Raw genomic sequence first — 22,663 nt, 5'->3', positions numbered from 1 at the left:
TGTTTATGGCGAGATGGTTGGTGCGGTGTGTGCGGGGTTAACCTTAGTGGAGATGTTGTTATATTTCAATATGTGATTTTGGTGACCATATAGTGGGATTTCAATCCGCGCGTCGGCGTCGCAGGCTTGATGGCCACAAGCGGTCGGCTTGAGATTCAATCACGGCCACCAGCGGCCGCCCGCGCGGCCTATCGCGGGCTTCGCGCGCTCCCACGTTTGTTTCGAATGTGCCGTTCCAGACAGACCACCTATGACCGCCTTGGTGCTTGGCGGTCTATCGTCGAACATCAAAGGCGGTCATAGGAGATGCCACTGGATGCATATAACTCGAAACAGATGTAGGAGCCGGCGAAGCTGGCGATAGGCCGCGCGGGCGGCCGGTGGTGGCCATATTGAACCTCGTGGCGGGCGCGTGGTGGCCATATTACCGCCCCCCCCAGGTACATTTCCCAACCTACAACACCGCCAGCTGCCGCAGCCCGCGCTCCCAGATCTGCCGCGTGCGCAGCCAGGCGGTTTCCCGCCAGTCGGGGTCGGCCGGGTAGAATTGCTCCAGCAGCGCCTGCTTGATCTGTGCGCCGGTGCGGTCCAGCGGGTCGCCGTGCAGGTGCAGCCAGTGGTCGTCGCGCAGCACCTGATGCACCTGCGGCCCGGGGTAGGTGCCGCACTCGATCACCAGCTGCATCAGGCGCGAGTCGGGCAGGGCCTCGAGCAGGGCCTGGGAGGTGTAGCCGGTGGCGGTGGCGGCCACGCCGGTGTCGCTGCGCTGGCCGGCACCGGTCAACAGGGTGTACAGCCAGGGACCGTAGATGGCTTGGGCATCGGCCAGCGCCGGGTAGGCAGCCTGGGCGATGGTCAGCAGCATGGGGTGGCCGTATTCGCCGGCGCCGGTGTGCAGGTCGAAACCGAGGATGACCCGGGCGTGGGCCAGGTAGGTCTGGACGATGCTGCGCAACGTCCGGTTAGACCAACTGGGCGCCGCGCCGCCGTAGAACAGGCCATCGGCGTGGCTGTACTGGCCGGCTTCGACAATGGACATCACCCCTTGCCAGCCGTGGTCGGCGATCCGCGCCGCCAGTAGGGCGTCGGCCTGGTCGCGTTGCGGCCCGCGCAGTTGCGTGCAGGCGTAGATGGGGTGCAGCTCGGCGTAGGCCGGGTTGGCCGGCAGGGCTTGGCTGAAGTCCAGGTAGTTGCGGTTCAGGTCGAGATTGTCTTCATTGACCCGCCGGCGCCAGGCCGTACCCCAAGGGTTGATCAGGTGAATCATCAGCACGGCAGTGTCGGCCGGCAGGTCGCGCCCAGCCAGTTGCTCGAGCCAGGCAGTCTGGCAATCGGAACCGTAGTAGCCCTCGATGCCGTGGGTGCCGCTCAGCGCCACCAGCACGCGGCTGGCGCCGGGGTCGCCGAGCAGCGCCACATCGGTGTACAACGCCTCGCCAAACGGCCCGCTCAACGGATGGCGATATTCGCCAAGCGTGGCGCCAGCGGCTGCGGCTGCGTGCAGGAAGCGTTCACGCTGTTCCTGCCCGGAGGGCAGGCTGAATGGTTCCTGCCCGGAGGGCAGGCTGAACGGTTCCTGCCCGCAGGGCGTCTGGGGGTAAAGGGACGACATTCGCGGCAACCTCGCTCAAGACCTGACAGGCCATGATGTCATACCGCACGCAGGGGTGTGCGCTCCAGATAGCGCCACAGCGCCGCGCTTACCGATTCCACGCTGTCGGCGCCACCGCCAAACAGCACCTGGCCGATGTTCAAGCCTAGCTGCCGATAGCTTTCGAACTGGGCTTCGTCGAAGAATTGATCGACCGTGCTCTGGTTCGGAAAAGCCGGGTTCTGCCGGGCATAATTGAGCACGTCGGGCGCTACCCCGGCGATCAGGCGCGGCTTGAGCAGCAGGATGCGGCACACCGGCAGCGCCTGTTCGGCGGCCGTGCCTTGATGGGAAAACACATTGAGCAGCACCGCGCATTGGCGCGCGGTCGGGGAGACGGGCTGGCTGAACTGGTCGAGGCTGGCGAACACTTCGCCCAGCACCGGGTCGGCCAGCACGCCACGGTCCTCGCAGATGTCCAGGGCGTGGTCGATGCGCGCCAGGCGGCTGAGGTTGGCCAGGTCGTCGAAGCGATAGGTTGGGTCGCACCCGCAATCGGCGAGCACGATCAGTTCCATGTGGCGACCCGGACGCAGCAGCTCGTAGGCGCCGGTGTTCTCGAAGTGGCCTCCATCTGAGAGATATTGGTAGTTGCGCCGGTGGCCATGAAAGTGGGCGGTCAGCTCGTAGAACAGGTAGGTCTGGGTCGGCAGCCAGCGTGCGATGGCCGGTTCGCGCGGGCGCCAGTCGCTGCCGCCCGGCTCCTTGAAATTGCTCGGCCACCAGTAGCCCAGGCGGATGTTGGCCAGCCCCAGCAGCAGCGATGTGCCCAGGCTCGTGGCACGGCCCAGGCCAGTGCTGAAGGCGGCCCCGGAGATGCCGATCCATTGGCCCAGCGACAGTGGATGATTGATTTCCGAAGGCTGACCGCGGTCGTCGCCGCGCTCGTAGGGTACGCCATCGAGGATGTACACCTGCGGATGCAGGAGGCTGTCGACTTGATCGCCCTCGGGATACCAGTTGGGGGCCACGCACAGCGGCTTGCCCTTGCGGTCGCGCTGCACCAACTGCTCGGCGGGGTCGACCGTGAGGTTCATGGTGACATTGATCAGGTGGACGGGGCCGGCCGTGCGCGTGCCGTAGTAGTCGCCCAGGGTCAGGTCATCGCCGGCCAGCGGCTCGGCGACACTCATCGACCGGCGGCGCTGGTGGCTGTCCCCGGCAAAGCGCTGGCCGTCGGAAGCGCCCAGGTAGGCGCGGACCAGGCGCGCGGCATAGAAGCTTTGCAGCGACGAGCTGTTGAGAAAGCCGCGAAAACGCCCGGTTACCAGGGTCGCGACCAGCGCCGTGAGGCCAAGCGGGAGCAGGCGCCAGAGGGCTTCAGGGGCCAGCGCCACGCGCGCTCCATCAGCCGCCACCCACCAGGCCAGCAAGGCCCAGGCCAGGCACACCGCCAGGCCCAGGCAGACGCCGGCGATCAGCGCGAGGATGTCCAATGGCAACTTGCGGGCCCAGGACGGCAGGCTTTGTTCGTCCTTGAGCAGGGCCAGCTTGCGCACCAGCCAGATCACCGCAGCCAAGGTGCTGATGGTGCTGCCGGCCAGATAGCCGTGCAGCCTTTGGTACAGGCCCTGCGACAGCTCCACCACCAGCGCCAGGAACAGCAGGCTGGCGACCAGGATGGTCGCCTGGCTCAGATGCCGGGTGATCAGTACGCGGTAGTTGCGCACTGAGTTGTTCGAGCCATCTTCGCTTGCGGCCATGCCGCGCACGGTCAGGCACACCGCAAGCATGGCGGCGAACACCACCAGGGCGCAAGCCGAGGCGAGCAGGGCCAGCGGCGGTTGCTGCAACCGGCTGGCCATGGCGCTGGCCGCCAGCAACGTCAGGCCGGCGACCAAGTTGGCGAGAAACGCGAAGTTGCCAATGTTGGGCCGGTCGTCGAGGCTGCGCGGGCCGAGAATCAGCCAATAGGCCAGGCCGCAGGGCAGGGCGTAGCCGAGCAGGGCCATGGCGGGCAGGTTGTACAGGCTCAGGCCCAGGCCGAGGTTGCCAGCCAGCAGCAGGGTCAGCACGGCCAGCACCGGCATGCCGATGACGAAATGCAACGTCAGCCAGTTGCGCCAGCTCATGGCCAGTACGTAGAACAGATCGCCGGAACCTGTCGGGGTCAGGTACCGGCCGTTTTCCCTAAGCCAGGCGCTGGGCGCCATGCCGATGGGGCGTGTGCGGTAGTCGATGCCGGTGCTGATGCGTCCTGGCGGCTCGTAGCGCAGCACCTCGTAGGCGTTGTCTGCCGCCTCGCGCGCCTTGGCTGCGGCCGATTCGCCGGCGGGCAGCTTCGAGGGTCGCAGGCGTCCGGGGAGAAACAGGCTGGCGAAGAAGCTGCCGATGTAGCCGCCGCCGCTGACCGTTGACAGATAGTCGAACTGGCGCAGCAGGGCGCCCGGGTCGTCGGCTGCAGGTGTTGCCGTTCCCGGCGCCGGGGCTTGCGGGGCTTGCGGGGCTTGCGGGGCTTGCGGGGCTTGCGGGGCTCGCGCCAGCGCCTGCAATACGCCCAGGCCGAAGGTCGCGCTGCGAATGCCACCGCCGGACAGCGCCAGCGCCCAGGGCCGGTAGCCGGCGCGGTCGCCGTCGCCCAGTTCGAGGACCTGGCGGCGCCAGGCGACACGTGCCTGTTCAGCGGCGTACGCCGCAGCGGGGCCGTCTTCGCGGGGCTGGGGCGGCGCGATTTGATCGGTGCGGGAGCTGTCCATGCAAACATCCTCGAGTGGGTGGCACCGGTGATTTTAAAGCATGTCCGCCAATGGCAGGCGTACAAATAACCGCTGCACCATCCTGATGCCCTGCGGCCTGATGCGGCGCCATGCCGCAGCCCAGGCCCGGTTGTGCAGTGGATTGAGGCTCGGTAGAATCGCGAGCATCTGACCGTACCTCCATACCGACAATAATTCCTCTCATTGAACGCTCCGTCCGGGCTTGCCCGGGCGGGGCTTCTCTGCGTGCGGAGTCGCACTGGTATCGGTTTCAGAACACTTTCATCCCTTGCCCGAGCGCCCGACAGCCCTAAATGAACATCACCCACCCAGAGACACCCGGAAGCTGGCTGAGCGTCATTGCCTTGGCCCTCGCTGCCTTCATCTTCAACACCACCGAGTTCGTTCCGGTCGGCTTGCTGAGCGCCATCGGCGGCAGCTTTCAGATGTCGCCGGCGCAGGTGGGGTTGATGCTGACCGTGTATGCCTGGGTGGTGTCACTGCTGTCGCTGCCGATGATGCTGCTCACGCGCAACATCGAGCGGCGCAAGCTGCTGGTGTTCGTCTTCGGCATGTTCATCGTCAGCCATATCCTGTCGGGCATGGCGCCGAGCTTCGGCGTATTGCTGGTCAGCCGCATCGGCATCGCCGTGGCCCACGCGGTGTTCTGGTCGATCACCGCGTCGCTGGCGGTACGCGTGGCGCCAGCCGGCAAGCAGGTGCAGGCGCTGGGCCTGCTGGCGACCGGCACCTCGCTGGCGATGGTGCTCGGCATTCCGCTGGGCCGGGTGATCGGCGAGGCCCTGGGCTGGCGCATGACCTTCCTGGGCATTGCCGGGGTCTCGATGGTCACCGTGCTGGTGCTGGCGCGCGCCTTGCCACTGCTGCCGAGCCAGAACTCGGGCTCGCTGCGCAGCCTGCCGATGCTGATCAAGCGCCCGGCGCTGATGTCGCAATATGCCCTGACCGCCCTGGTGGTCACCGCGCAATTCACCGCCTACAGCTACATCGAACCCTTCGCCGAACATGTCGCCCATCTGGACGGCAAGATGACCACCGTGCTGCTGTTGCTGTTCGGCGGCGCCGGCGTGCTCGGTTCGATCGTCTTCAGCCTGTACAACAACCGCTTCCCCAATGGGCTGATGATCACTGCGATCACCGCCTTGGCCATGTGCCTGGTCCTGCTGCTGCCGATGTCGCACCAGATCTCCTGGCTGGGCAGCCTGAGCGTGGTGTGGGGCATGGCAATCATGTGCTTCGGCCTGATCATGCAGTCGCGGGTGCTGGCCCTGGCGCCGGACGCCACCGACGTGGCCATGTCACTGCATTCGGGTATCTACAATATCGGCATTGGCGGCGGGGCCCTGCTCGGCAGCGTGGTGGGCCAGCAACTGGGCGTGGCCAACGTCGGCAATGTCGGCGGCAGCCTGGCCGTGCTGGGGCTGCTGTTGTGCTGCGCCGCCACCTATCGCTACAGCCGGCCGAGCAGCGCTACGCGAGTCGACGCCTGACACGGCGCCACGGGACAAAACCGCGGCCGGGCGGTAGACTGCGAGCAGGTTCATAACAACAAGGGCGCCGGCGCTTCGCACGGCCCCATCGCTGGGAATGCGCGTCATGAAACTGTCCGGCTGCCCACTGCTCCATGGTGACTTCCTCTCGCGCACAACGCGCGGCATTCCCTGCGCGCCTCCCGCTCCACGGTTCTCCATCAGCTGAAGTCTTTTCAAGCACTGATCACTCGAGATACCAGGAGCCTTGTCATGGCCGACCTCTTCGACAACCCCATGGGCCTCATGGGTTTTGAATTCATTGAACTCGCTTCGCCGGTGCCGGGCAGCCTGGAGCCGGTACTGCGCATCATGGGGTTCACCCTGGTGGCGACGCACCGTTCCAAGGACGTGCATCTCTACCGCCAGGGCGACATCAACCTGATCGTCAATCACGAACCGCATAGCCTGGCCTCCTGGTTCGCCGCCGAGCACGGGCCGTCGGTGTGCGGCATGGCCTTTCGCGTGCGCAACGCCCAGCAGGCCTACGCCCGGGCCCTGGAGCTGGGCGCCCAGCCGCTGGAGATCGCCACCGGGCCCATGGAGCTGCGGCTGCCGGCGATCAAGGGTATCGGCGGTGCGCCGTTGTATCTGATCGACCGCTATGGCGAGCAGAACTCGATCTACGACATCGACTTCAATTACCTGGAGGGCGTCGAGCGCCACCCCACCGGGGCCGGGCTCAAGCTGATCGATCACCTGACCCATAACGTCTATCGCGGGCGCATGGCCTATTGGGCCGGCTTCTACGAGAAGTTGTTCAATTTCCGCGAGATCCGCTATTTCGACATCAAGGGTGAGTACACCAGCCTGACGTCCAAGGCGATGACCGCGCCGGACGGCATGATCCGCATCCCGCTCAATGAGGAGTCGTCCCGCGGCGCGGGGCAGATCGAGGAGTTTCTCATGCAGTTCAACGGTGAAGGCATCCAGCATGTGGCCTTCCTCACCGATGACCTCCTCCAGACCTGGGATGCGCTCAAGGCGTTGGGCATGCGCTTCATGCCGGCGCCGCCCACTACTTATTACGAGATGCTCGAAGGACGCATTCCGGGGCACGGCGAGCCAGTGGATCAGCTACAGGCGCGCGGGATCCTGCTCGACGGCGCCACCACGACCGGCGACCCGCGGCTGTTGCTGCAGATTTTTTCGCAGACCCTGATGGGCCCGGTGTTTTTCGAGTTCATCCAGCGCAAGGGCGACGATGGCTTCGGCGAAGGCAACTTCAAGGCATTGTTCGAATCCATCGAGCGCGATCAGGTGCAGCGCGGGGTGTTGAGCACCGAGTGACCGGCCTTGGGTGACCGCCAACCGCAGGCTGGCAGCTCAGCCTGCCTGAGGTTGGCGGCCGCCCAGCCAGGCGCCGTTGTAGAGCGCCGTGAAGACCAGACCCGTCACCAGCACACTGATGAACATCAACCGACCCAGCACCATGGTCAGCTCGCGTTGCTGTACCTGCATCAGGTGTGCGGTGGGCAGGCCGCCATGCAATGTCAGCGGTTGATCGGGTGAGTGCCGGTCAAGGTGCAAGGCCAGGTCAAGCGCTCGTCGGCGCTCCCAGCCCCGCGCCGTTTCATCCAGATAGGCATCGCCCGCCTGCAACACCATCTCCACACCCTCGCTGGATCGGCGCAGTGCCCGGGTGAGGGCCTCGGTGGAGACCACGCTGTTGATGCTGTAGCGCTCGCTCACCAGGGTATGGACCAGCGTCGGGGGCGCGGCGGTTGCATCGCTGGCCATGACGCGCAGTCCGCTCTGCTCAGCGCCTGACGCAGGTGTCGTGACCTCGAATGCGCCTTCGTAGGTACTGCAGCCAAGCCCGTTATCACGCATGATGAACGCCGCGCGGATGCCCTGGCGCAGGTCGACCTCGCGGCGCATGGCGTCCAGCACCCGGGGCTCGCAGCGCAGCCCGGCCAGCGGCGTGATCATCGTCAGGGTGTCGCGGGCTTCCATGAGCAGTTGCTCGATGTCCGCCCAGGTGCGGTCGAGCGCTACGTCGACTGACTGCTCTAGCTTGGCGAGCATCAAATGATGGTGCAGGGCCATGCCTGCATACAGGGTGGCGACCCCGAGCAGGCCCCCCAGCAAAAGGGCCTGGGTCCAGCGCGGCAGGAATAGGTTGAGGTTGGTCAAACGCATGGGATACGTCCTTGAATCCGGGGCAAGTCGTTCATCTTGAACCCTCGCCACAGCGGCTCACACCTCGATCAGGCGTTACGATTTGTAGGACATGGCGGTCCGGCGTGTAGGAAACCTAGCCAGGTGCAGGTCGTTCAGCCGACCTGCTCGCGGCCCTTTGCCACCGTCGCTGCGCGCTTCTCCAGCACCAGATAGATCACGCAGGCAATCGCCAGGGGCATCAGAAAGTACAGCGCCCGGTAGCCGATGAGCGCGGCCAGCAGGGTGCCTTTGCTGTACTGCCCTTGCAGCAGGGCGACGAAGATGGTTTCCAGCACACCCAGGCCCGCCGGAATATGGGTGATCACACCGGCGATGCTGCTGATCAGCAGGATTGCCAGCACGGTCGGGAAGCCAACCTTGGCGGGCAGCAGCAGGAAGATCAGCCCGGCCATCAGGCTCCAGTTGAGTGCGCCCAGAGTCGCCTGCAACAGCGCCAGGCGCAGCGAGGGCAGGTGGATCTCGCTGCTGCGCACCTGCCAGGTGCGCTTCTTGGCGAAGCGGCAGGCCAGCAGGTAGAGCAGGCCCACAGCAATCATCGCCACGCCGATCAGACGCAGGCCCGTGGCGCCCAGTTTGACGCTATCGGGCAGGGTCGGCAGGCCCATGGCGAATACCGTCCCGCCGATCAACAGGTAGCCCAGCCAGTTGGTGATCAGGCCCAGGCTGAGGATCTTGGTGATGGTCGGGCCGTCCAGGCCCAGTTTGCCGTACAGCCGGTAGCGCAGAGCAATGCCGCCGACCCAGGAGCTCAGGTTGAGGTTGAAGGCGTAGCATACGAACGCCAGCGGCAACACCTGCCGGGTGGGCAGATGATGGCCGGTGTAACGCCGCGAGATCAGGTCGTAGCTGGCGAACACCAGGTAGCTGACCAGCGCGATCAGTGCTCCCAGCGCCAGCGTGCTGACGGCGTAGGCGCGCAGTCCGCGGCTGACTTCCTGCCAGTCCATGTTGCGAAACAGCATCAGCAGAAACACCGGCACCATGATGAAGAACACCAGGTTCATCGCGCGCCGGGCCCATACCCAGCGACTCGTGCGTTTGGCCGGCGTGGGCGCAGCGCGGTCATTCATGGTCTCGCTCACGGGCTGGGTTCCTCGGGAGGCCGCCGAGGCGGGCAGGTGGCTTGCACGTCGAGCAGCGGCTTGAGCTTGGGCGAGTGGGCCGGGATGAAGCCGACCAGCGCCGGGAAATGCCGGAGGAAGTGAAAGGTCAGGAAGATCAGCGGCGCGCGCCACCAGTAGCCACGCAGCACCCGCTGCAGGCTGATCGACTTGCAACTGTGCCGCGCCAGCTCGCGCAGGTGCTCGTAGAGCCGGGCATTGAACGCCGCGTCGCGGATCACCAGATTGCCTTCCAGGTTCAGCGAAAGGCTCAGCGGGTCAAGGTTGCTGGAACCCACCGTAGCCCAGTCACGGTCGACGATGGCCACCTTGCCGTGCAGCGGCCGGTCGCAGTACTCGCGGATCTCCACGCCGTCGCGCAGCAGGTAGTTGTACAGCAGGCGCGAACACAGACGCACAAGTGGCATGTCGGGCATGCCCTGCAGGATCAGGGTCACCTTGACCCCCCGGCGCGCCGCGTCTCGCAGGGCCCGCAGCAGGCGGTAACCGGGGAAGAAGTAGGCGTTGGCGATGATGATCCGCTCGCGGGATTTCTCGATGGCGTGCAGGTAGTGCTGTTCGATGTCGCTGGTGTGCCGGTCGTTGTCGCGGATGCTGAGCAGTATCTGGGCGGTGGCGGTGTCGGCGTTGATCGGTTCGCCACGGCTGCGCCACGCCGCCCGCTGCCGGGGCAGCGCGCTGGTCTGATCGAGCAGGTTGAGGGTGGCGCGGTGCAGGTCGCCGACGATGGGGCCGAGCACTTTCACCGCGTAATCCTGCTTGGCCATGGCGCCGAAGGTGGCGAGGTGGTCGGCGCTGTAATTGATGCCGCCGACATAGCCGACTTCACCGTCGATGACCACGATCTTGCGATGCAGGCGGCGGAACAGGTTGGTGCGCATGCCCATGACTTTGGGCCGCGGATCGTAGGCCTGCACATGCACCCCGGCCTCGACCATATGGCGCACGAACGCCGAGCTCAGTTCGGCGGTGCCATAGCCGTCCACCAGCACCTCGACCCGGACCCCGCGCGCAGCGGCGGCCACCAGCACCGCCTGCAGCTCCTTGCCAACGCTGTCTTCGAAGACAATGAAAGTCTCCAGCAGCACTTCCTCGCGGGCCCGGCCGATGGCTTCGAACACGCTGGGAAAGAACTCCTCGCCGTTGATCAACAGCTGCACCTGATTGTTGGTGCGCCATTGCTCGGTGAAGGGCGACTCATCGGCCTTGGCCGTTTCGGTGACAGGGGCGTTCACAGATGCACCTCCACAGCCAGTGGGACATGGTCGGACAAGTGCGACCAGGGTTTGCGCGACAGCACCTGCGGCGCCACCGCCCGGGCGTTGCGCAGGTAGATGCGGTCCAGGCACAGCAGTGGCCAGCGTGCCGGAAAGCTGCGCGCCGGGCGACCCTGGGCCTCGCTGAACACTTCGCGCAGGCCGCAGCGCGCCAGGATCGCGTCGCCGCGCTGGCGCCAGTCGTTGAAATCGCCGGCGACGATCACCGGGGCGTCGGCGGGCAGGCTGTCCATCAATTCGCACAGCAGCTGCATCTGCTGCTGGCGGTGCCCTTCGCGCAGGCCCAGGTGGGCGCAGATCGTGTGCACCTCCGGCTGGCCAGGCACTGCCAGTACCGAGTGCAGCAGGCCGCGCTGCTCGGTGCCGTGCACGGAGACGTCGCGGTTGTCGTGGCGCAGGATAGGAAACTTCGACAGCAGGGCGTTGCCGTGGTCACCCTCGGGGTAGACCGCGTTGCGCCCGTAGGCGAACACCGGCCACATGCTGTCGGCGAGAAACTCGTATTGCGGCACCTGGGACCAGTTGGGGTAGCGCTCGCCGTGGCCGCTGTGGGCGCCCAGCACTTCCTGGAGAAACACCACGTCGGCGCCGAGGGTGCGTACGGCCTCGCGCAGCTCGGGCAGTACGAACCGCCGGTTCAGCGGGCTGAAACCCTTGTGGGTGTTGACGGTGAGCACCCGCAGCACCCGCACGGCAGGGGCTTCTTCGGGCAGGGGCCGAAGGTTGGGTGGGGTCATGGCGAGCTCCTGGGTCGGACAGCAAGACCTTTACTGGTCTAGATGTCCGACTCAAGCGCCACCGGGGAGGTTCCCCTGGAGGGTGGCTTACTGCCAGCCGTAGCGCCGGATGTAGAAGCGCTTCATGGCCTGGGTCAGGCCGATGTACGCCAGCAAAATCACCGGCAGCAGCACGAAGTACAGCGGCGGCAGCGCCTGCAGCTTGAAGTAATGGGCCAGCGGACCCATCGGCAGAAAGATGCCGATGGCCATGATCACCGCAGTCATCACCATCAGCGGCCACGCCGCGCGGCTCTGCAGGAACGGCACCTTCGGTGTACGGATCATGTGCACCACCAGGGTCTGGGTCAGCAGGCCGACGACGAACCAGCCGGACTGGAACAGGGTCTGGTGTTCCGGGCTGTTGGCGCCGAACACGTACCACATCATGATGAAAGTGAGGATGTCGAACACCGAGCTGATCGGCCCGAAGAACAGCATGAAGCGGCCCACTTCACCTGGCTGCCAGCGTTGCGGTTGCTTGAGCAGCTCCTCGTCGACGTTGTCGAACGGCACGGCGATCTGCGAGATGTCGTACAGCAGGTTCTGCACCAGCAGGTGCATCGGCAGCATCGGCAGGAACGGGATGAACGCACTGGCGACCAGCACCGAGAAGACGTTGCCGAAGTTGGAGCTGGCGGTCATCTTGATGTACTTGAGCATGTTGGCGAAGGTGCGACGCCCTTCGAGCACGCCTTCTTCGAGCACCATCAGGCTTTTTTCCAAAAGGATGATGTCTGCCGCTTCCTTGGCGATGTCCACCGCGCTGTCCACCGAGATGCCGATGTCGGCGGTGCGCAGCGCCGGGGCGTCGTTGATGCCGTCGCCCATGAAGCCGACCACATGGCCATTGGCTTTGAGCAGGCGGACGATACGCTCCTTGTGCGCCGGGGTCAGCTTGGCGAAGACGTTGGTGGTCTCCACGGCCACGGCGAGTTGCGCGTCGCTCATGTCCTCGATCTCGCCGCCCATCAGCAGGCCCTGCTGGGCCAGGCCCACCTCGCGGCAGATCTTTGCGGTGACCAGCTCGTTGTCGCCGGTCAACACCTTGACCGCCACGCCATGGGCGGCCAGCGCGCGCAGTGCCGGGGCGGTGCTCTCCTTGGGCGGGTCGAGGAAGGCCACGTAGCCGATCAGGATCAGGTCGCGCTCGTCGCTCTGGCCATACACGTCCTGCTGCCCGGCGGCTTGCTCGCGGGCGGCTACGGCCACCACGCGCAGGCCTTCGGCGTTGAGTTCGGCGGTGACTTCGCGGATGCGCGTCAGCAGGTCGGCAGTCAGCGGCTCGACGGCCTCGCCATGACGCACCTGGTTGCACACCGAGAGAATCTCCTCCACTGCGCCCTTGCAGATGATCCGATGCGGGCCGTCGTGCTCGGCGACCACCACCGACATGCGCCGGCGGTTGAAGTCGAACGGGATCTCGTCGACCTTGGCGAACGCGGTGGCGGCCTGCAGCTGGCTGTGCACTTCCACATGCTCGAGCACGGCCACGTCCAGCAGGTTCTTCAGGCCGGTCTGGTAGTAGCTGTTGAGGTAGGCCAGCTCCAGCACGTCGTCGGACTCGTCACCCCAGACGTCGACATGGCGGGCCAAGAAGATCCGGTCCTGGGTCAGGGTGCCGGTCTTGTCGGTGCACAGCACGTCCATGGCGCCGAAATTCTGGATGGCGTCCAGGCGCTTGACGATGACCTTCTTGCGCGAGAGGAACACGGCGCCCTTGGCCAGGGTCGAGGTGACGATCATCGGCAGCATTTCCGGGGTCAGCCCCACGGCAATCGACAGGGCGAACAGCACGGCCTCGGTCCAGTCACCCTTGGTGAAACCATTGATGAACAGCACCAGCGGCGCCATCACCAGCATGAAGCGGATCAGCAGCCAGCTGATCTTGTTGACGCCCGTCTGGAACGAAGTCTCGCCGCGGTCGGTGGCGCCGACCCGCTGCGCCAGGGCGCCGAAATAGGTGTCGTTGCCGGTGGCGATCACCAGCGCCAGGGCGGCGCCGGACACCACGTTGGTGCCCATGAAGAGGATGTTGTCCAGCTCCAGCGGATTGCGCGTGGCCACATCGCTCTGGCGCACGAACTTCTCCACGGGCATGGATTCACCGGTCATGGCCGCCTGGCTGACGAACAGGTCCTTGGCGTTGAGCACGCGGCAGTCAGCCGGAATCATGTCGCCGGCCGACAGCACCACCAGGTCACCGGGCACCAGCTGCTTGATCGGCAGCTCGATGCGCACGTGGCTGTCGCCTTGGCGACGGCGCACCGTTGCGGTGTTGCTGACCATGGCCTTGAGGGCGTCGGCGGCCTGATTGGAGCGCGACTCCTGCCAGAAGCGCAGCACGGTGGACAGCAGCACCATCGAGCCGATCACCGTGGCGGCCTTGAAGTCGTCGGTCACCAGTGAGACAAAGGCCAGCAGGGTCAGCAGCAGGTTGAAAGGGTTGCGGTAGCAATGCCACAGGTGCACCCACCAGGGCAGCGGCTGTTCGTGTTCCACCTCGTTGAGGCCGACGCGGTCGCGCACGGCATCGGCCTGCTCTTCGCGCAGGCCATCCTGATGGCTGGCAAAACGCGCCAGCAGCTCGGGGGATTGCTGCAGAGCGGCGGCGATCAGGCTTTGTGCCAGGGTCGGCGGCACCTCGCGGGCGACATCGGTCTGCGGCAGGCTTTCGAACAGCGCCAAGCGGCGGAAATGCCGAGCGAAGTGACGGGTGCGCAGGAAACCTGCGAAGAACTCTTTGATGCGCATGGCAGTACCCTCCGGGATCGAAGCCCCCGGAACCCTCGCGCAGGCACGCTCATCCGGGCGCTTTGCGCAACGGCAAAGCAGCCCGAAGGGTTCGCTGCCAATCGTCCAGGCGATGAGGACGCTGGCATGACGTTGTATGGAGTCGGAAGAGGGTATCGAAGGTGCAGCCGCCTGGCCGCATCAGGGATGCCGTCTCTCGCATCGAGCGAGATGACGGCACAAGACTGCGCGTTATCTCGTCGAGGGTGTGCCGGTAGACCGTACCGGCCGACTACTGTCACTCGAACTAGTGCCCACTGGGGACTCCGCGGTTGATGAAAACGCGCGAAGCATACCGCCGAGGAAACATCCGGTAAATGCTTGATGGCGTTGTGACAGGAATTTCATTCAAGGCGACAGCTTGGGTTCAGGAACGCGCACCGACAGCTGCACATCCAACGCCGCCAGCAGCTTGAACACTGTGTCATAGCGCGGTTTGGCGCCAGGTGCCAGTGGAGTTCAATGGGTGGTGCTGGGCCAGCCAGGCAGGCACTACAAATGCAATCCCCGCCCCAACGCCCGTAGCGCCGCCTCCTGTACCGCCTCGCCCAGAGTCGGATGTGCATGGACAGTGCCGGCGATGTCCTCCAGTGTCGCGCCGAGCTCCAGCGACTGGCTGAAAGCGCTCGCCAACTCCGACACCTGCACCCCCACTGCCTGCCAGCCGACGATCAGATGATTGTCGCGCCGCGCTACCACCCGCACGAAGCCGCTTGACGCCTCCAGCGTCATCGCCCGGCCATTGGCGGCGAACGGGAATTGGGCGCTGATGCAGTCGAGCCCAGCCCGTTGCGCCTGTGCCGGGGTCAAGCCCGCCACCAGCAGTTCGGGGTCGGTGAAACATACGGCGGGGATTGCCGCCGGAACGAACTCGCGGCGCTTGCCGGCAATGATCTCGGCGACCATCTCGCCCTGGGCCATGGCGCGGTGCGCCAGCATCGGCTCGCCAGTCAGGTCGCCGATCGCCCACACATTGCGCATGCTGGTGCGGCATTGCCGATCCACCGCCACCGCGTTGCCGTGCATCGCCAGCTGCAGGCTTTCGAGCCCGGCGGTCCGCGGCTTGCGGCCCACGGCCACGAGCACCTGATCGCAGCTCACCTGGAGCGTATCGCCGGCGACCGTCGTGGCGTGCAAGGTCCGGGTGCCAGGGTCATACCCCTGCACCCGATGCTGCCGATACAGGTCGATACCCAACGCCTTGAGCCTGGCGGCCACAGGATGAGTCAGTTCAGGGTCATAGCTGGGCAGGATGTGCTCGAGCGCCTCGATGATGCTGACCCGCACGCCAAGCTTGCGATAGGCAGTGCCCAATTCCAGGCCGATATAGCCGGCACCGACCACGCAAAGATGGCGGGGCAGTTGCGTCGGCGCCAGGGCCTCGGTGGAAGAGATGACTGCACCGCCCAGAGGCAGACTGGGCAATGGTACGGTCTCGGAACCGGTGGCCAGCAACAGATGCTCGCATTCCACCCGAATGGCCTGTCCCGCCAGTTCGATGTGCTTGCCATCGAGAATCTGCGCCTCGCCGTGCAATACCCGGACCTTGCCCTTGTTCAGCAGGCCGGCCACGCCACTGGTGAGACGATCGACGATGGCGTTTTTCCAGCCGATGCTGGTGGCGAGGTCCAGGCTTGGCGCCGCGGCCTTGATCCCAAGGGGCGACCCCTCAGCCAGGCGGCTGGCCTGATGAAACTGCTCGGCCACGTGGATCAGCGCCTTGGAGGGGATGCAACCGACGTTGAGGCAGGTGCCCCCCAGGGCCTGGCGCTCCACCAGCGTGGTGTCCAGGCCAAGTTGCGCAGCGCGCAGGGCGGCGACATAGCCACCAGGGCCACCGCCGATGATCAGCAATTGCGTCTTGATAGTCTGCATGGGCGCCCCTTAGTCGATGAACAGCGTGGCAGGTTGTTCCAGCAGGCTGCGCACAGCCTGGATGAAGCGCGCCGCATCCATGCCGTCCACCACCCGATGATCGAAGGAGCTGCTGAGGTTCATCATGCTGCGCACCACGACCTGGCCGTCGCGTACCACCGGCCGCTCGACGATGCGGTTGACGCCGACGATGGCCACTTCCGGCTGATTGATCACCGGGGTCGAGGCGATGCCGCCCAGCGCGCCCAGGCTGGTCAGGGTGATGGTCGAGCCGCTCAATTCTTCGCGCGCCGCCTTGCCGCTGCGCGCCGCGTGGGCCAGCCGGGTGATCTCGGCGGCGTTGCCCCACAGGTCACGGCTTTCGGCGTGCCTGAGCACCGGTACCATCAGGCCGCTGTCACTCTGGGTGGCGATGCCCACGTGGACGCCGCCATGGTGGGTGAGGGTCTGGGCCTGGTCGTCATAGTGGGCGTTGAGCCCCGGAAAATCGCGCAGGGCCACGACCATGGCGCGCACCAGCAAGGGCAACAGGGTCAGGCGCCCGCGCGATTCGGCCCAGCGGCCGTTGAGGTGACGGCGCAGTTGCTCGACCTCAGTGACGTCGATCTCCTCGACATAGCTGAAATGCGCGACATTGCGCGTGGCTTCCTGCATGCGCTGGGCGATCTTGCGGCGCAGGCCGATCACCGCGATCTGTTCGCTGTCGGTGCGTGGGGCATAGCCGGCGGCGAGTGCAGGTGGAGTCTGTGCGCGATCGATGAAGGCGTCGAGGTCGTCATGGGTCACGCGGCCACCCGGGCCACTGCCGCTCACCGCGCTCAGTTCGATGCCGGCATCCCAGGCGCGCCGGCGCACGGCGGGCGAGGCCAGCGGACGTTGCTCCTGACCACCAGCCGATGCGCCAGGCCCGGCGGGGGCTTGTGTGCGTGCAGTGGCAGCCGGTGGGGTAGCAGCAGAGGCGGCGGCGGGTGACGTGACGGCGGCGGCGGGCGGCGGCGTCAGCTGCGGCGCGTCGCTTGCGCGCAGATTACCCAGGCCCTCGACTTCGATACGGATCAGCTCGGCGCCGACCGCCATCACTTCCCCCGGCTGGCCGCCGAGGGCGATCACGGTGCCGGCGACGGCGCTGGGAATTTCCACCGTGGCCTTGTCGGTCATCACGTCGGCGAGAATCTGGTCCTCGCCGACCCGGTCGCCGATCTTGACGAACCATTCCACCAATTCGACCTGGGCGATGCCCTCACCGATGTCCGGCATTCTGATGATATGCGTGCCCATTCAGGCCTCCATCACACGTTTGAGGGCCGCACCGACCCGCGCGGGGCCGGGAAAATAAGCCCATTCCTGGGCGTGCGGGTAAGGCGTGTCCCAGCCGGTGACCCGCTCGATGGGCGCCTCCAGATGGTAGAAGCAATGCTCCTGGATCAGCGCCACCAGTTCGGCGCCGAAACCGCAGGTGCGTGTCGCTTCATGCACCACCACGCAGCGGCGGGTCTTGCGTACCGACTCGACCAGGGTATCGAGGTCCAGCGGCCAGAGGCTGCGCAGGTCGATGACCTCGGCGTCGATGGCGGTTTCCTCGCACGCCACCAGGGCGACATGGACCGTCGTGCCGTAGGTCAGCACGGTGACTTCGCTGCCCGGACGGACGATGGCGGCGCTGTCCAGGGGAATGTTGTAGTAGCCCTCGGGCACCACGCTGGCCGGATGTTTCGACCAAGGGGTCACCGGGCGCTCGTGATGGCCGTCGAACGGGCCGTTGTACAGGCGCTTGGGCTCGAGGAAGATCACCGGGTCGTCGTTCTCGATCGCGCTGATCAACAGGCCCTTGGCGTCGTAGGGGTTGGACGGCATCACCGTACGCAGGCCGCAGACCTGAGTGAAGATGGCCTCAGGGCTCTGGCTGTGGGTCTGTCCGCCATAGATGCCGCCGCCGCAGGGCATGCGCACAGTGATCGGCGCGCTGAAGTCGCCTGCCGAGCGATGGCGCAGGCGCGCCGCTTCCGAGGCCAGCTGGTCGTAGGCCGGGTAGACGTAATCGGCGAACTGGATTTCCGCCACCGGGCGCAGGCCGTAGGCCCCCATGCCCACGGCCACCCCGACGATGCCGCTTTCGGAGATCGGTGTATCGAACACCCGCGAGCGACCGTACTTGGCCTGAAGGCCTTCGGTGCAGCGGAACACCCCGCCGAAATAACCGATGTCTTCGCCGAACGCGACGACATTGGGGTCGCGCTCAAGCATCACGTCCATCGCCGAGCGCAGGGCCTGGACCATGGTCATGAGGGTGGTGCCCGGTTCGGCCTGCTCGCTGCTGGCGCCCGCCACAGGGTCGGTGTGCATGTTCATGTTTCAGACTCCCATCTGCTGGCGTTGCAGGCGCAGGTGCGCCGGCATGTCCTTGTACACGTCCTCGAAAATGGTCGCGGCGCTGGCGACCTGGCCGCTGACCAGGGTGCCGTGTTGTTCGGCGGCCTTCTGCGCCGTGGCGATCTGTTCTTCGATCTCTCGCACCAGCGCCTCATGCCGAGGCTCCGACCATTGGCCGATGGTGATCAGGTGCTGCTTGAGACGGGCGATCGGATCACCCAACGGGAAGTGCTGCCAGTCGTCGGCCGGGCGGTATTTGGACGGGTCGTCGGAGCTGGAATGAGGGCCGGCGCGGTAGGTGACCCATTCGATCAGGGTCGGCCCGTGGTTGCGCCGGGCCCGCTCGGCGGCCCAGCGCGAAGCGGCGTATACGGCGAGAAAGTCGTTGCCGTCGACCCGCAGCGAGGCGATGCCGCAGCCCACACCACGACCGGCGAACGTAGTCGCTTCGCCCCCGGCGATGCCTTGAAAGCTGGAGATCGCCCACTGGTTGTTGACCACGTTGAGGATGACCGGGGCGCGGTAGACATGGGCGAAGGTGAGGGCGGTATGGAAGTCCGACTCGGCGGTAGAGCCGTCGCCGATCCAGCCGGAGGCGATACGGGTGTCACCCTTGATCGCCGAGGCCATCGCCCAGCCTACGGCCTGGACGAATTGCGTGGCCAGGTTGCCGGAAATACTGAAAAAGCCGGAGTCCTTGTAGGAGTACATGACCGGCAGCTGTCGCCCCTTGAGCGGGTCGCGCTCATTGGAAAGCAACTGGCAGATCATCTCCACCAACGGCACTTTGCGCGCGATGAGGATGCTCTGCTGACGGTAGGTGGGGAAGCACATGTCACCGCCGGCCAGCGCCAGGGCGTGGGCGCTGCCGATGGCTTCCTCGCCCAGGCTCTGTATATAGAAGGACATCTTCTTCTGGCGCTGGGCCAACACCATGCGGCTGTCGAACAGGCGTGTGGTGAGCATGGCCCGCAGGCCGTCGTGCAGGGCGCTCATGGGGATATCTGCGGCCCAGGGGCCAAGGGCGTTGCCCTGTTCGTCGAGCACGCGCACCAGGCTGTCGGCCAGGTCGGCGGTGGCGGCCGGTTCGACATCGATGGGCGGTTTGCGCACCGTGCCAGCGTCGCTCAGGTGCAGGTAGGAAAAGTCGGTTTTGCAGCCGGGACGCCCGGAGGGTTCCGGGACATGCAGGCGTAGCGGGGCATAGTCGTTCACGTGTGCATCACCCTGAATTTATTGTTGTGGGTGGCAACGCCAGGCTCAAGGCAGAGCAGGGCGCTGCGGGCTCGGTCCTTATGCTATCGGCAACGCGGGAAAAAATTTGTCCTCTCTAGGGGTATAGCGCCTTGGAGTGCGGTTGATTCATGCACTCATTCGAACGATACCGAACAGTTCATTCAATCATCGGCACAGGCGCCGCGACGCTGAGCGCCAATTGCCCAAACGAGGCAGCGGGGTCGATGTAGCGCATGGCCGACTTGAGGTCCTTCCAGCCGACGTAGTTCATCAGCGACTTGACATCCCAGCCGTTGGCGGTGGCCCAGGTGGCGAACCCCCGGCGCAGCGAATGGCTGGAATAGACCTGGTCGGTCAGGCCGGCCTGGTCGAAGATACGTCGGATCAGCGGACCCAGGCTGTTGCCGTGCAGGCCCTCGTCGCCCAGGTGGCCCCAGCGGTCGAGCCTGCGCAGCACCGGGCCGCGGGCCAGACCGGCCACGCCGATCCACTGCACATAGGCCTGTACCGGGCACAGCACCTTGAGGGCCGGGACGCGGTAGCGGGTACCCAGGTGCTGACGGTCGCCCTTGCTGTGGGGCAGATAGAGGCTCATGCCCACGCCCGCCTCGACCTCGATGTGCTCCACCTGCAGGCGCGCCAGTTCGTCGGCGCGAAAGCCGCGCCAGAAGCCGATCAGCAGCAGCGCCAGATCGCGCCGGGCCCGCAGCAGCGCGGGCAGATCGTGGCCGGCCTGGGCCTGGGCAGCCCGCCCCTCGAGCACGGCGACGACCTTCTGCAGTTGCAGGATCGACAGCGGCGTGGCCTGTTTCTCTTGCGCCGGGTGCAGGCTGCGGATGCCTTTGAGCACCTGGCGCACCAGTGGCGCCTTGGTTGGGTCGGCAAAACCCTGACTGATATGCCATTGCGCCAGTGCTGCCAGACGTTGCTTGAGGGTGTTGATCGAGTGTTGCCCGGCGTGATCGGCCAGGTAGCGGGCGATGCTGTCGGCGGTGGCCGGAAGCAGGCCGCCCCAGCTGACCTCGAAATGTTCGACCGCCGCACGGTAGCTGCGCCGGGTGTTGTCCCGGGTTCCGGCCTGCAGGTAGCGGTCAACCGAATGCATGGTGCGCCCTCGAAGCGGAAAGCCCAGCTGAACGGCAGCTGAGACAAAGCGAAATTGGCGAAAATTATACAGGAACACCAGCCTGCCGAATCCGCAGGGGGCACGTATACTACGCGGCGGCGCCCATGCCGGTAATGAATCAAGTATTGCGGAAGTTTTCATGTTCAAACTGTTTGCCAAATACACCACTGTCGGTGTGCTCAACACGGGCTTGCACTGGTTGGTGTTCTCCCTGCTGCACCTGGCCGGCGGCCTGGATCAGGCGCGCAGCAACCTGGCGTCGTTCTGCGTGGCGGCCACCTTTTCGTTCTACGTCAATGCGCGTTATACCTTTCAGGCCCAGGCGACGGGCCTGCGCTACGTGCTGTTCATAGGCTTCATGGGATTGTGCAGCTGGCTGGTGGGCTATATCGGCGACCGCTTGCAGTTGCATGCGCTGGTCACCCTGGTGGCATTTTCCGCCATCAGCCTGGTGGTGGGTTTCTGCTACTCGTCGCTCTTTGTCTTCAGGACCCGTAAAGCATGAAAATTTCCCTGATTGTGCCGGTGTTCAACGAGGCACAGACCATCGAGCTGTTCCATCGCACGGTGCGAGCCGAGCCAAGCCTGGCGCAACATCAGGTTGAAATTCTCTTCATCAATGACGGCAGCACCGACGCCACCGCCGCCATCCTGCGCACCCTGGCCGCGCAGGACGAGCAGGTGGTGGTCATCAATTTCTCGCGCAACTTCGGCAAGGAACCGGCGCTGTTCGCTGGCCTCGACTACGCCAGTGGCGACGCGGTGATTCCCATGGACGTCGACCTTCAAGACCCGGTGGACGTGCTGCCGCGGTTGATCGCCGCCTGGCAGGAAGGCGCCGAAGTGGTCCTCGCCAAGCGTCAGGACCGCTCCAGCGATGGCCTGGCCAAGCGTGGCTTCGCGGCCATGTTCTATTACCTGCACAACCGCATTGCCTCGACCAAGATCGAGGCCAACGTGGGCGATTTCCGCCTGATGGATCGCAAGGTGGTGGAAGCGATCAAGACGTTGCCTGAGCACGTGTTGTTCATGAAGGGTGTGCTGTCGTGGGTGGGTTTCAATACCGTGGTGGTCAACTACGAGCGCGCCGCGCGCTCGGCCGGCAGCTCCAAGTTCAATGGCTGGAAGCTGTGGAACCTGGCCCTGGAAGGCATCACTTCGTTCAGCACCTTGCCGCTGCGGCTGTGGAGCTACATTGGCGGCGTGGTGTCGCTGGGTTCGCTGGTCTACGCGGGCTGGACGGTGCTGGACAAGTTTCTCTACGGCAACCCGGTGCCGGGGTATCCATCGCTGATGACGGCCATTCTGTTTCTGGGCGGGGTGCAGTTGATCGGGATTGGCGTGTTGGGGGAGTACATCGGGCGTATCTATCTGGAGGCCAAGCAGCGGCCGCGGTATGTGGTGCGAGAGGTGTTGCGCGGCACGCGCGAGCAGCCGTGACGGGCCAAGCCGGCCTGGCGCCTGTGCAGACAAATATAGACATGCGCATTCAAGCGTGGGAGGGGGCAAAGCCCCCGATCTTGTGATCCTGGCTCTGGCTCTGGCTCCGGCTCTGGCTCCGGCTCCGGCTCTGGCTCTGGCTCCGGCTCTGGCTCCGGCTCCGGCTCTGGCTCTGGCTCTGGCTCTGGCTTTGGCTCTGGCTTTTGATCTTGATCTTGATCTTGATCTTGATCTGCCGCGACTTCAGCAGGCCGACTGAAGCAGCGCGGGAGTGGTGGCGCGAGGCAGGAGCCGAGCGAGCGCCGCGCGGCCAGGGACGGCCGCTCGGCGCGTACGCCACGGAGCGATGCGTAAGGAGGGAACCCGGAGTGGAGCGCAGCGTAACGCAGGGCCAATGAATGGAGCGGAGGCCTTTTGCTTACTTTTGGGCCTTTCCAAAAGTAAGTCGCTGTAAGAGCGAAAGGGGCCCTTAGCCCCACTCGAGATGGTGGATATGCTGGAAAATCTTTGTGGCGACGTTGTACTCAGCGGGCTAATCCATTTGCTAGGGTGGCGCGTAATCACCTTT

The 22,663-nt window shown here is 65.4% G+C and carries 16 protein-coding genes; 4 read left to right on the top strand and 12 right to left on the bottom strand.

The window, feature by feature from the left end; translation table 11 throughout:
• Positions 1 to 454: 454 nt before the first annotated feature.
• Positions 455 to 1,612: a DUF2817 domain-containing protein gene (locus SFA35_RS13595; protein WP_320571067.1), complete on the bottom strand. Its 1,158-nt coding sequence runs from the start codon at positions 1,610 to 1,612 to the stop codon at positions 455 to 457.
• A gap of 38 nt (positions 1,613 to 1,650) precedes the next feature.
• Entirely contained in the window at positions 1,651 to 4,347 is a 2,697-nt protein-coding gene (locus tag SFA35_RS13590) for a hypothetical protein (RefSeq protein ID WP_320571066.1), read from the bottom strand.
• A gap of 314 nt (positions 4,348 to 4,661) precedes the next feature.
• Here SFA35_RS13590 and SFA35_RS13585 point away from each other — a divergent pair, with 314 nt between their 5' ends.
• Together SFA35_RS13585 and hppD are read left to right on the top strand one after the other, a co-directional pair.
• Positions 4,662 to 5,858, top strand: coding sequence for a sugar transporter (locus tag SFA35_RS13585; protein ID WP_320571065.1), 1,197 nt, complete (start codon positions 4,662 to 4,664; stop codon positions 5,856 to 5,858).
• 252 nt (positions 5,859 to 6,110) lie between these two features.
• Positions 6,111 to 7,187, top strand: a complete 1,077-nt coding sequence (gene hppD, locus SFA35_RS13580) for a 4-hydroxyphenylpyruvate dioxygenase (RefSeq protein WP_320571064.1) — start codon at positions 6,111 to 6,113, stop codon at positions 7,185 to 7,187.
• Positions 7,188 to 7,223: 36 nt separating this feature from the next.
• Here hppD and SFA35_RS13575 read toward each other — a convergent pair whose 3' ends face one another.
• From SFA35_RS13575 to SFA35_RS13530, 10 genes are all read right to left on the bottom strand, one after another.
• The gene (locus tag SFA35_RS13575; RefSeq protein WP_320571063.1) at positions 7,224 to 8,039 is read right to left on the bottom strand and encodes a CSS-motif domain-containing protein; all 816 of its coding nucleotides are present in this window, start codon (positions 8,037 to 8,039) and stop codon (positions 7,224 to 7,226) included.
• A gap of 134 nt (positions 8,040 to 8,173) precedes the next feature.
• The gene (locus SFA35_RS13570) at positions 8,174 to 9,151 is read right to left on the bottom strand and encodes a lysylphosphatidylglycerol synthase domain-containing protein (protein ID WP_320579020.1); all 978 of its coding nucleotides are present in this window, start codon (positions 9,149 to 9,151) and stop codon (positions 8,174 to 8,176) included.
• A gap of 8 nt (positions 9,152 to 9,159) precedes the next feature.
• The gene (clsB, locus tag SFA35_RS13565) at positions 9,160 to 10,437 is read right to left on the bottom strand and encodes a cardiolipin synthase ClsB (protein ID WP_414058397.1); all 1,278 of its coding nucleotides are present in this window, start codon (positions 10,435 to 10,437) and stop codon (positions 9,160 to 9,162) included.
• Positions 10,434 to 11,216 (bottom strand): endonuclease/exonuclease/phosphatase family protein, encoded by a 783-nt coding sequence (locus tag SFA35_RS13560; protein ID WP_320571062.1) that lies wholly within the window; start codon positions 11,214 to 11,216, stop codon positions 10,434 to 10,436. Before SFA35_RS13560 ends, clsB begins: the two co-directional genes overlap by 4 nt.
• An 87-nt stretch (positions 11,217 to 11,303) precedes the next feature.
• A complete protein-coding gene (gene mgtA, locus SFA35_RS13555) occupies positions 11,304 to 14,009 on the bottom strand; it encodes a magnesium-translocating P-type ATPase (RefSeq protein WP_320571061.1) in 2,706 nt (901 codons plus the stop codon).
• A gap of 531 nt (positions 14,010 to 14,540) precedes the next feature.
• Entirely contained in the window at positions 14,541 to 15,923 is a 1,383-nt protein-coding gene (gene lpdA, locus SFA35_RS13550) for a dihydrolipoyl dehydrogenase (RefSeq protein WP_320571060.1), read from the bottom strand.
• A gap of 9 nt (positions 15,924 to 15,932) precedes the next feature.
• Positions 15,933 to 17,201 carry a dihydrolipoamide acetyltransferase family protein gene (locus SFA35_RS13545; RefSeq protein WP_320571059.1) on the bottom strand — a complete coding sequence of 423 codons (1,269 nt, stop codon included), beginning with the start codon at positions 17,199 to 17,201 and terminating at the stop codon, positions 15,933 to 15,935.
• Entirely contained in the window at positions 17,202 to 18,266 is a 1,065-nt protein-coding gene (locus SFA35_RS13540) for an alpha-ketoacid dehydrogenase subunit beta (protein ID WP_320579016.1), read from the bottom strand.
• A 9-nt stretch (positions 18,267 to 18,275) separates the two neighbouring features.
• Entirely contained in the window at positions 18,276 to 19,508 is a 1,233-nt protein-coding gene (locus SFA35_RS13535) for a 3-methyl-2-oxobutanoate dehydrogenase (2-methylpropanoyl-transferring) subunit alpha (protein WP_320571058.1), read from the bottom strand.
• A 178-nt stretch (positions 19,509 to 19,686) separates the two neighbouring features.
• Positions 19,687 to 20,634: a site-specific integrase gene (locus SFA35_RS13530; protein ID WP_320571057.1), complete on the bottom strand. Its 948-nt coding sequence runs from the start codon at positions 20,632 to 20,634 to the stop codon at positions 19,687 to 19,689.
• Positions 20,635 to 20,794: 160 nt separating this feature from the next.
• Between SFA35_RS13530 and SFA35_RS13525 the strand changes: the two genes are divergently transcribed.
• Both SFA35_RS13525 and SFA35_RS13520 read left to right on the top strand, forming a co-directional pair.
• Complete coding sequence (locus tag SFA35_RS13525; protein WP_320571056.1) at positions 20,795 to 21,160, top strand: GtrA family protein; 366 nt, start codon at positions 20,795 to 20,797, stop codon at positions 21,158 to 21,160.
• Positions 21,157 to 22,095: a glycosyltransferase family 2 protein gene (locus SFA35_RS13520; protein WP_320571055.1), complete on the top strand. Its 939-nt coding sequence runs from the start codon at positions 21,157 to 21,159 to the stop codon at positions 22,093 to 22,095. The genes SFA35_RS13525 and SFA35_RS13520 overlap by 4 nt, the downstream gene beginning before the upstream one ends.
• The last annotated feature ends 568 nt before the right edge of the window (positions 22,096 to 22,663 follow it).

This window comes from Pseudomonas sp. HR96 (assembly GCF_034059295.1).
Taxonomy (GTDB): domain Bacteria; phylum Pseudomonadota; class Gammaproteobacteria; order Pseudomonadales; family Pseudomonadaceae; genus Aquipseudomonas.
The sequence above is the reverse complement of the archived record's forward strand: the minus strand, read 5'-3'. Positions and strand labels throughout refer to the sequence as shown.

What these genes read in the sequence shown, in the direction of transcription:
- SFA35_RS13575 (WP_320571063.1), bottom strand. Translation starts at nt 8,039, where the DNA reads ATGCGTTTGACCAACCTCAACCTATTCCTGCCGCGCTGGACCCAGGCC.
- SFA35_RS13530 (WP_320571057.1), bottom strand. Translation starts at nt 20,634, where the DNA reads ATGCATTCGGTTGACCGCTACCTGCAGGCCGGAACCCGGGACAACACC.
- hppD (WP_320571064.1), top strand. Translation starts at nt 6,111, where the DNA reads ATGGCCGACCTCTTCGACAACCCCATGGGCCTCATGGGTTTTGAATTC.
- SFA35_RS13595 (WP_320571067.1), bottom strand. Translation starts at nt 1,612, where the DNA reads ATGTCGTCCCTTTACCCCCAGACGCCCTGCGGGCAGGAACCGTTCAGC.
- SFA35_RS13570 (WP_320579020.1), bottom strand. Translation starts at nt 9,151, where the DNA reads ATGAATGACCGCGCTGCGCCCACGCCGGCCAAACGCACGAGTCGCTGG.
- SFA35_RS13585 (WP_320571065.1), top strand. Translation starts at nt 4,662, where the DNA reads ATGAACATCACCCACCCAGAGACACCCGGAAGCTGGCTGAGCGTCATT.
- mgtA (WP_320571061.1), bottom strand. Translation starts at nt 14,009, where the DNA reads ATGCGCATCAAAGAGTTCTTCGCAGGTTTCCTGCGCACCCGTCACTTC.
- SFA35_RS13545 (WP_320571059.1), bottom strand. Translation starts at nt 17,201, where the DNA reads ATGGGCACGCATATCATCAGAATGCCGGACATCGGTGAGGGCATCGCC.
- SFA35_RS13590 (WP_320571066.1), bottom strand. Translation starts at nt 4,347, where the DNA reads ATGGACAGCTCCCGCACCGATCAAATCGCGCCGCCCCAGCCCCGCGAA.
- SFA35_RS13520 (WP_320571055.1), top strand. Translation starts at nt 21,157, where the DNA reads ATGAAAATTTCCCTGATTGTGCCGGTGTTCAACGAGGCACAGACCATC.
- SFA35_RS13560 (WP_320571062.1), bottom strand. Translation starts at nt 11,216, where the DNA reads ATGACCCCACCCAACCTTCGGCCCCTGCCCGAAGAAGCCCCTGCCGTG.
- SFA35_RS13540 (WP_320579016.1), bottom strand. Translation starts at nt 18,266, where the DNA reads ATGCACACCGACCCTGTGGCGGGCGCCAGCAGCGAGCAGGCCGAACCG.
- SFA35_RS13525 (WP_320571056.1), top strand. Translation starts at nt 20,795, where the DNA reads ATGTTCAAACTGTTTGCCAAATACACCACTGTCGGTGTGCTCAACACG.
- lpdA (WP_320571060.1), bottom strand. Translation starts at nt 15,923, where the DNA reads ATGCAGACTATCAAGACGCAATTGCTGATCATCGGCGGTGGCCCTGGT.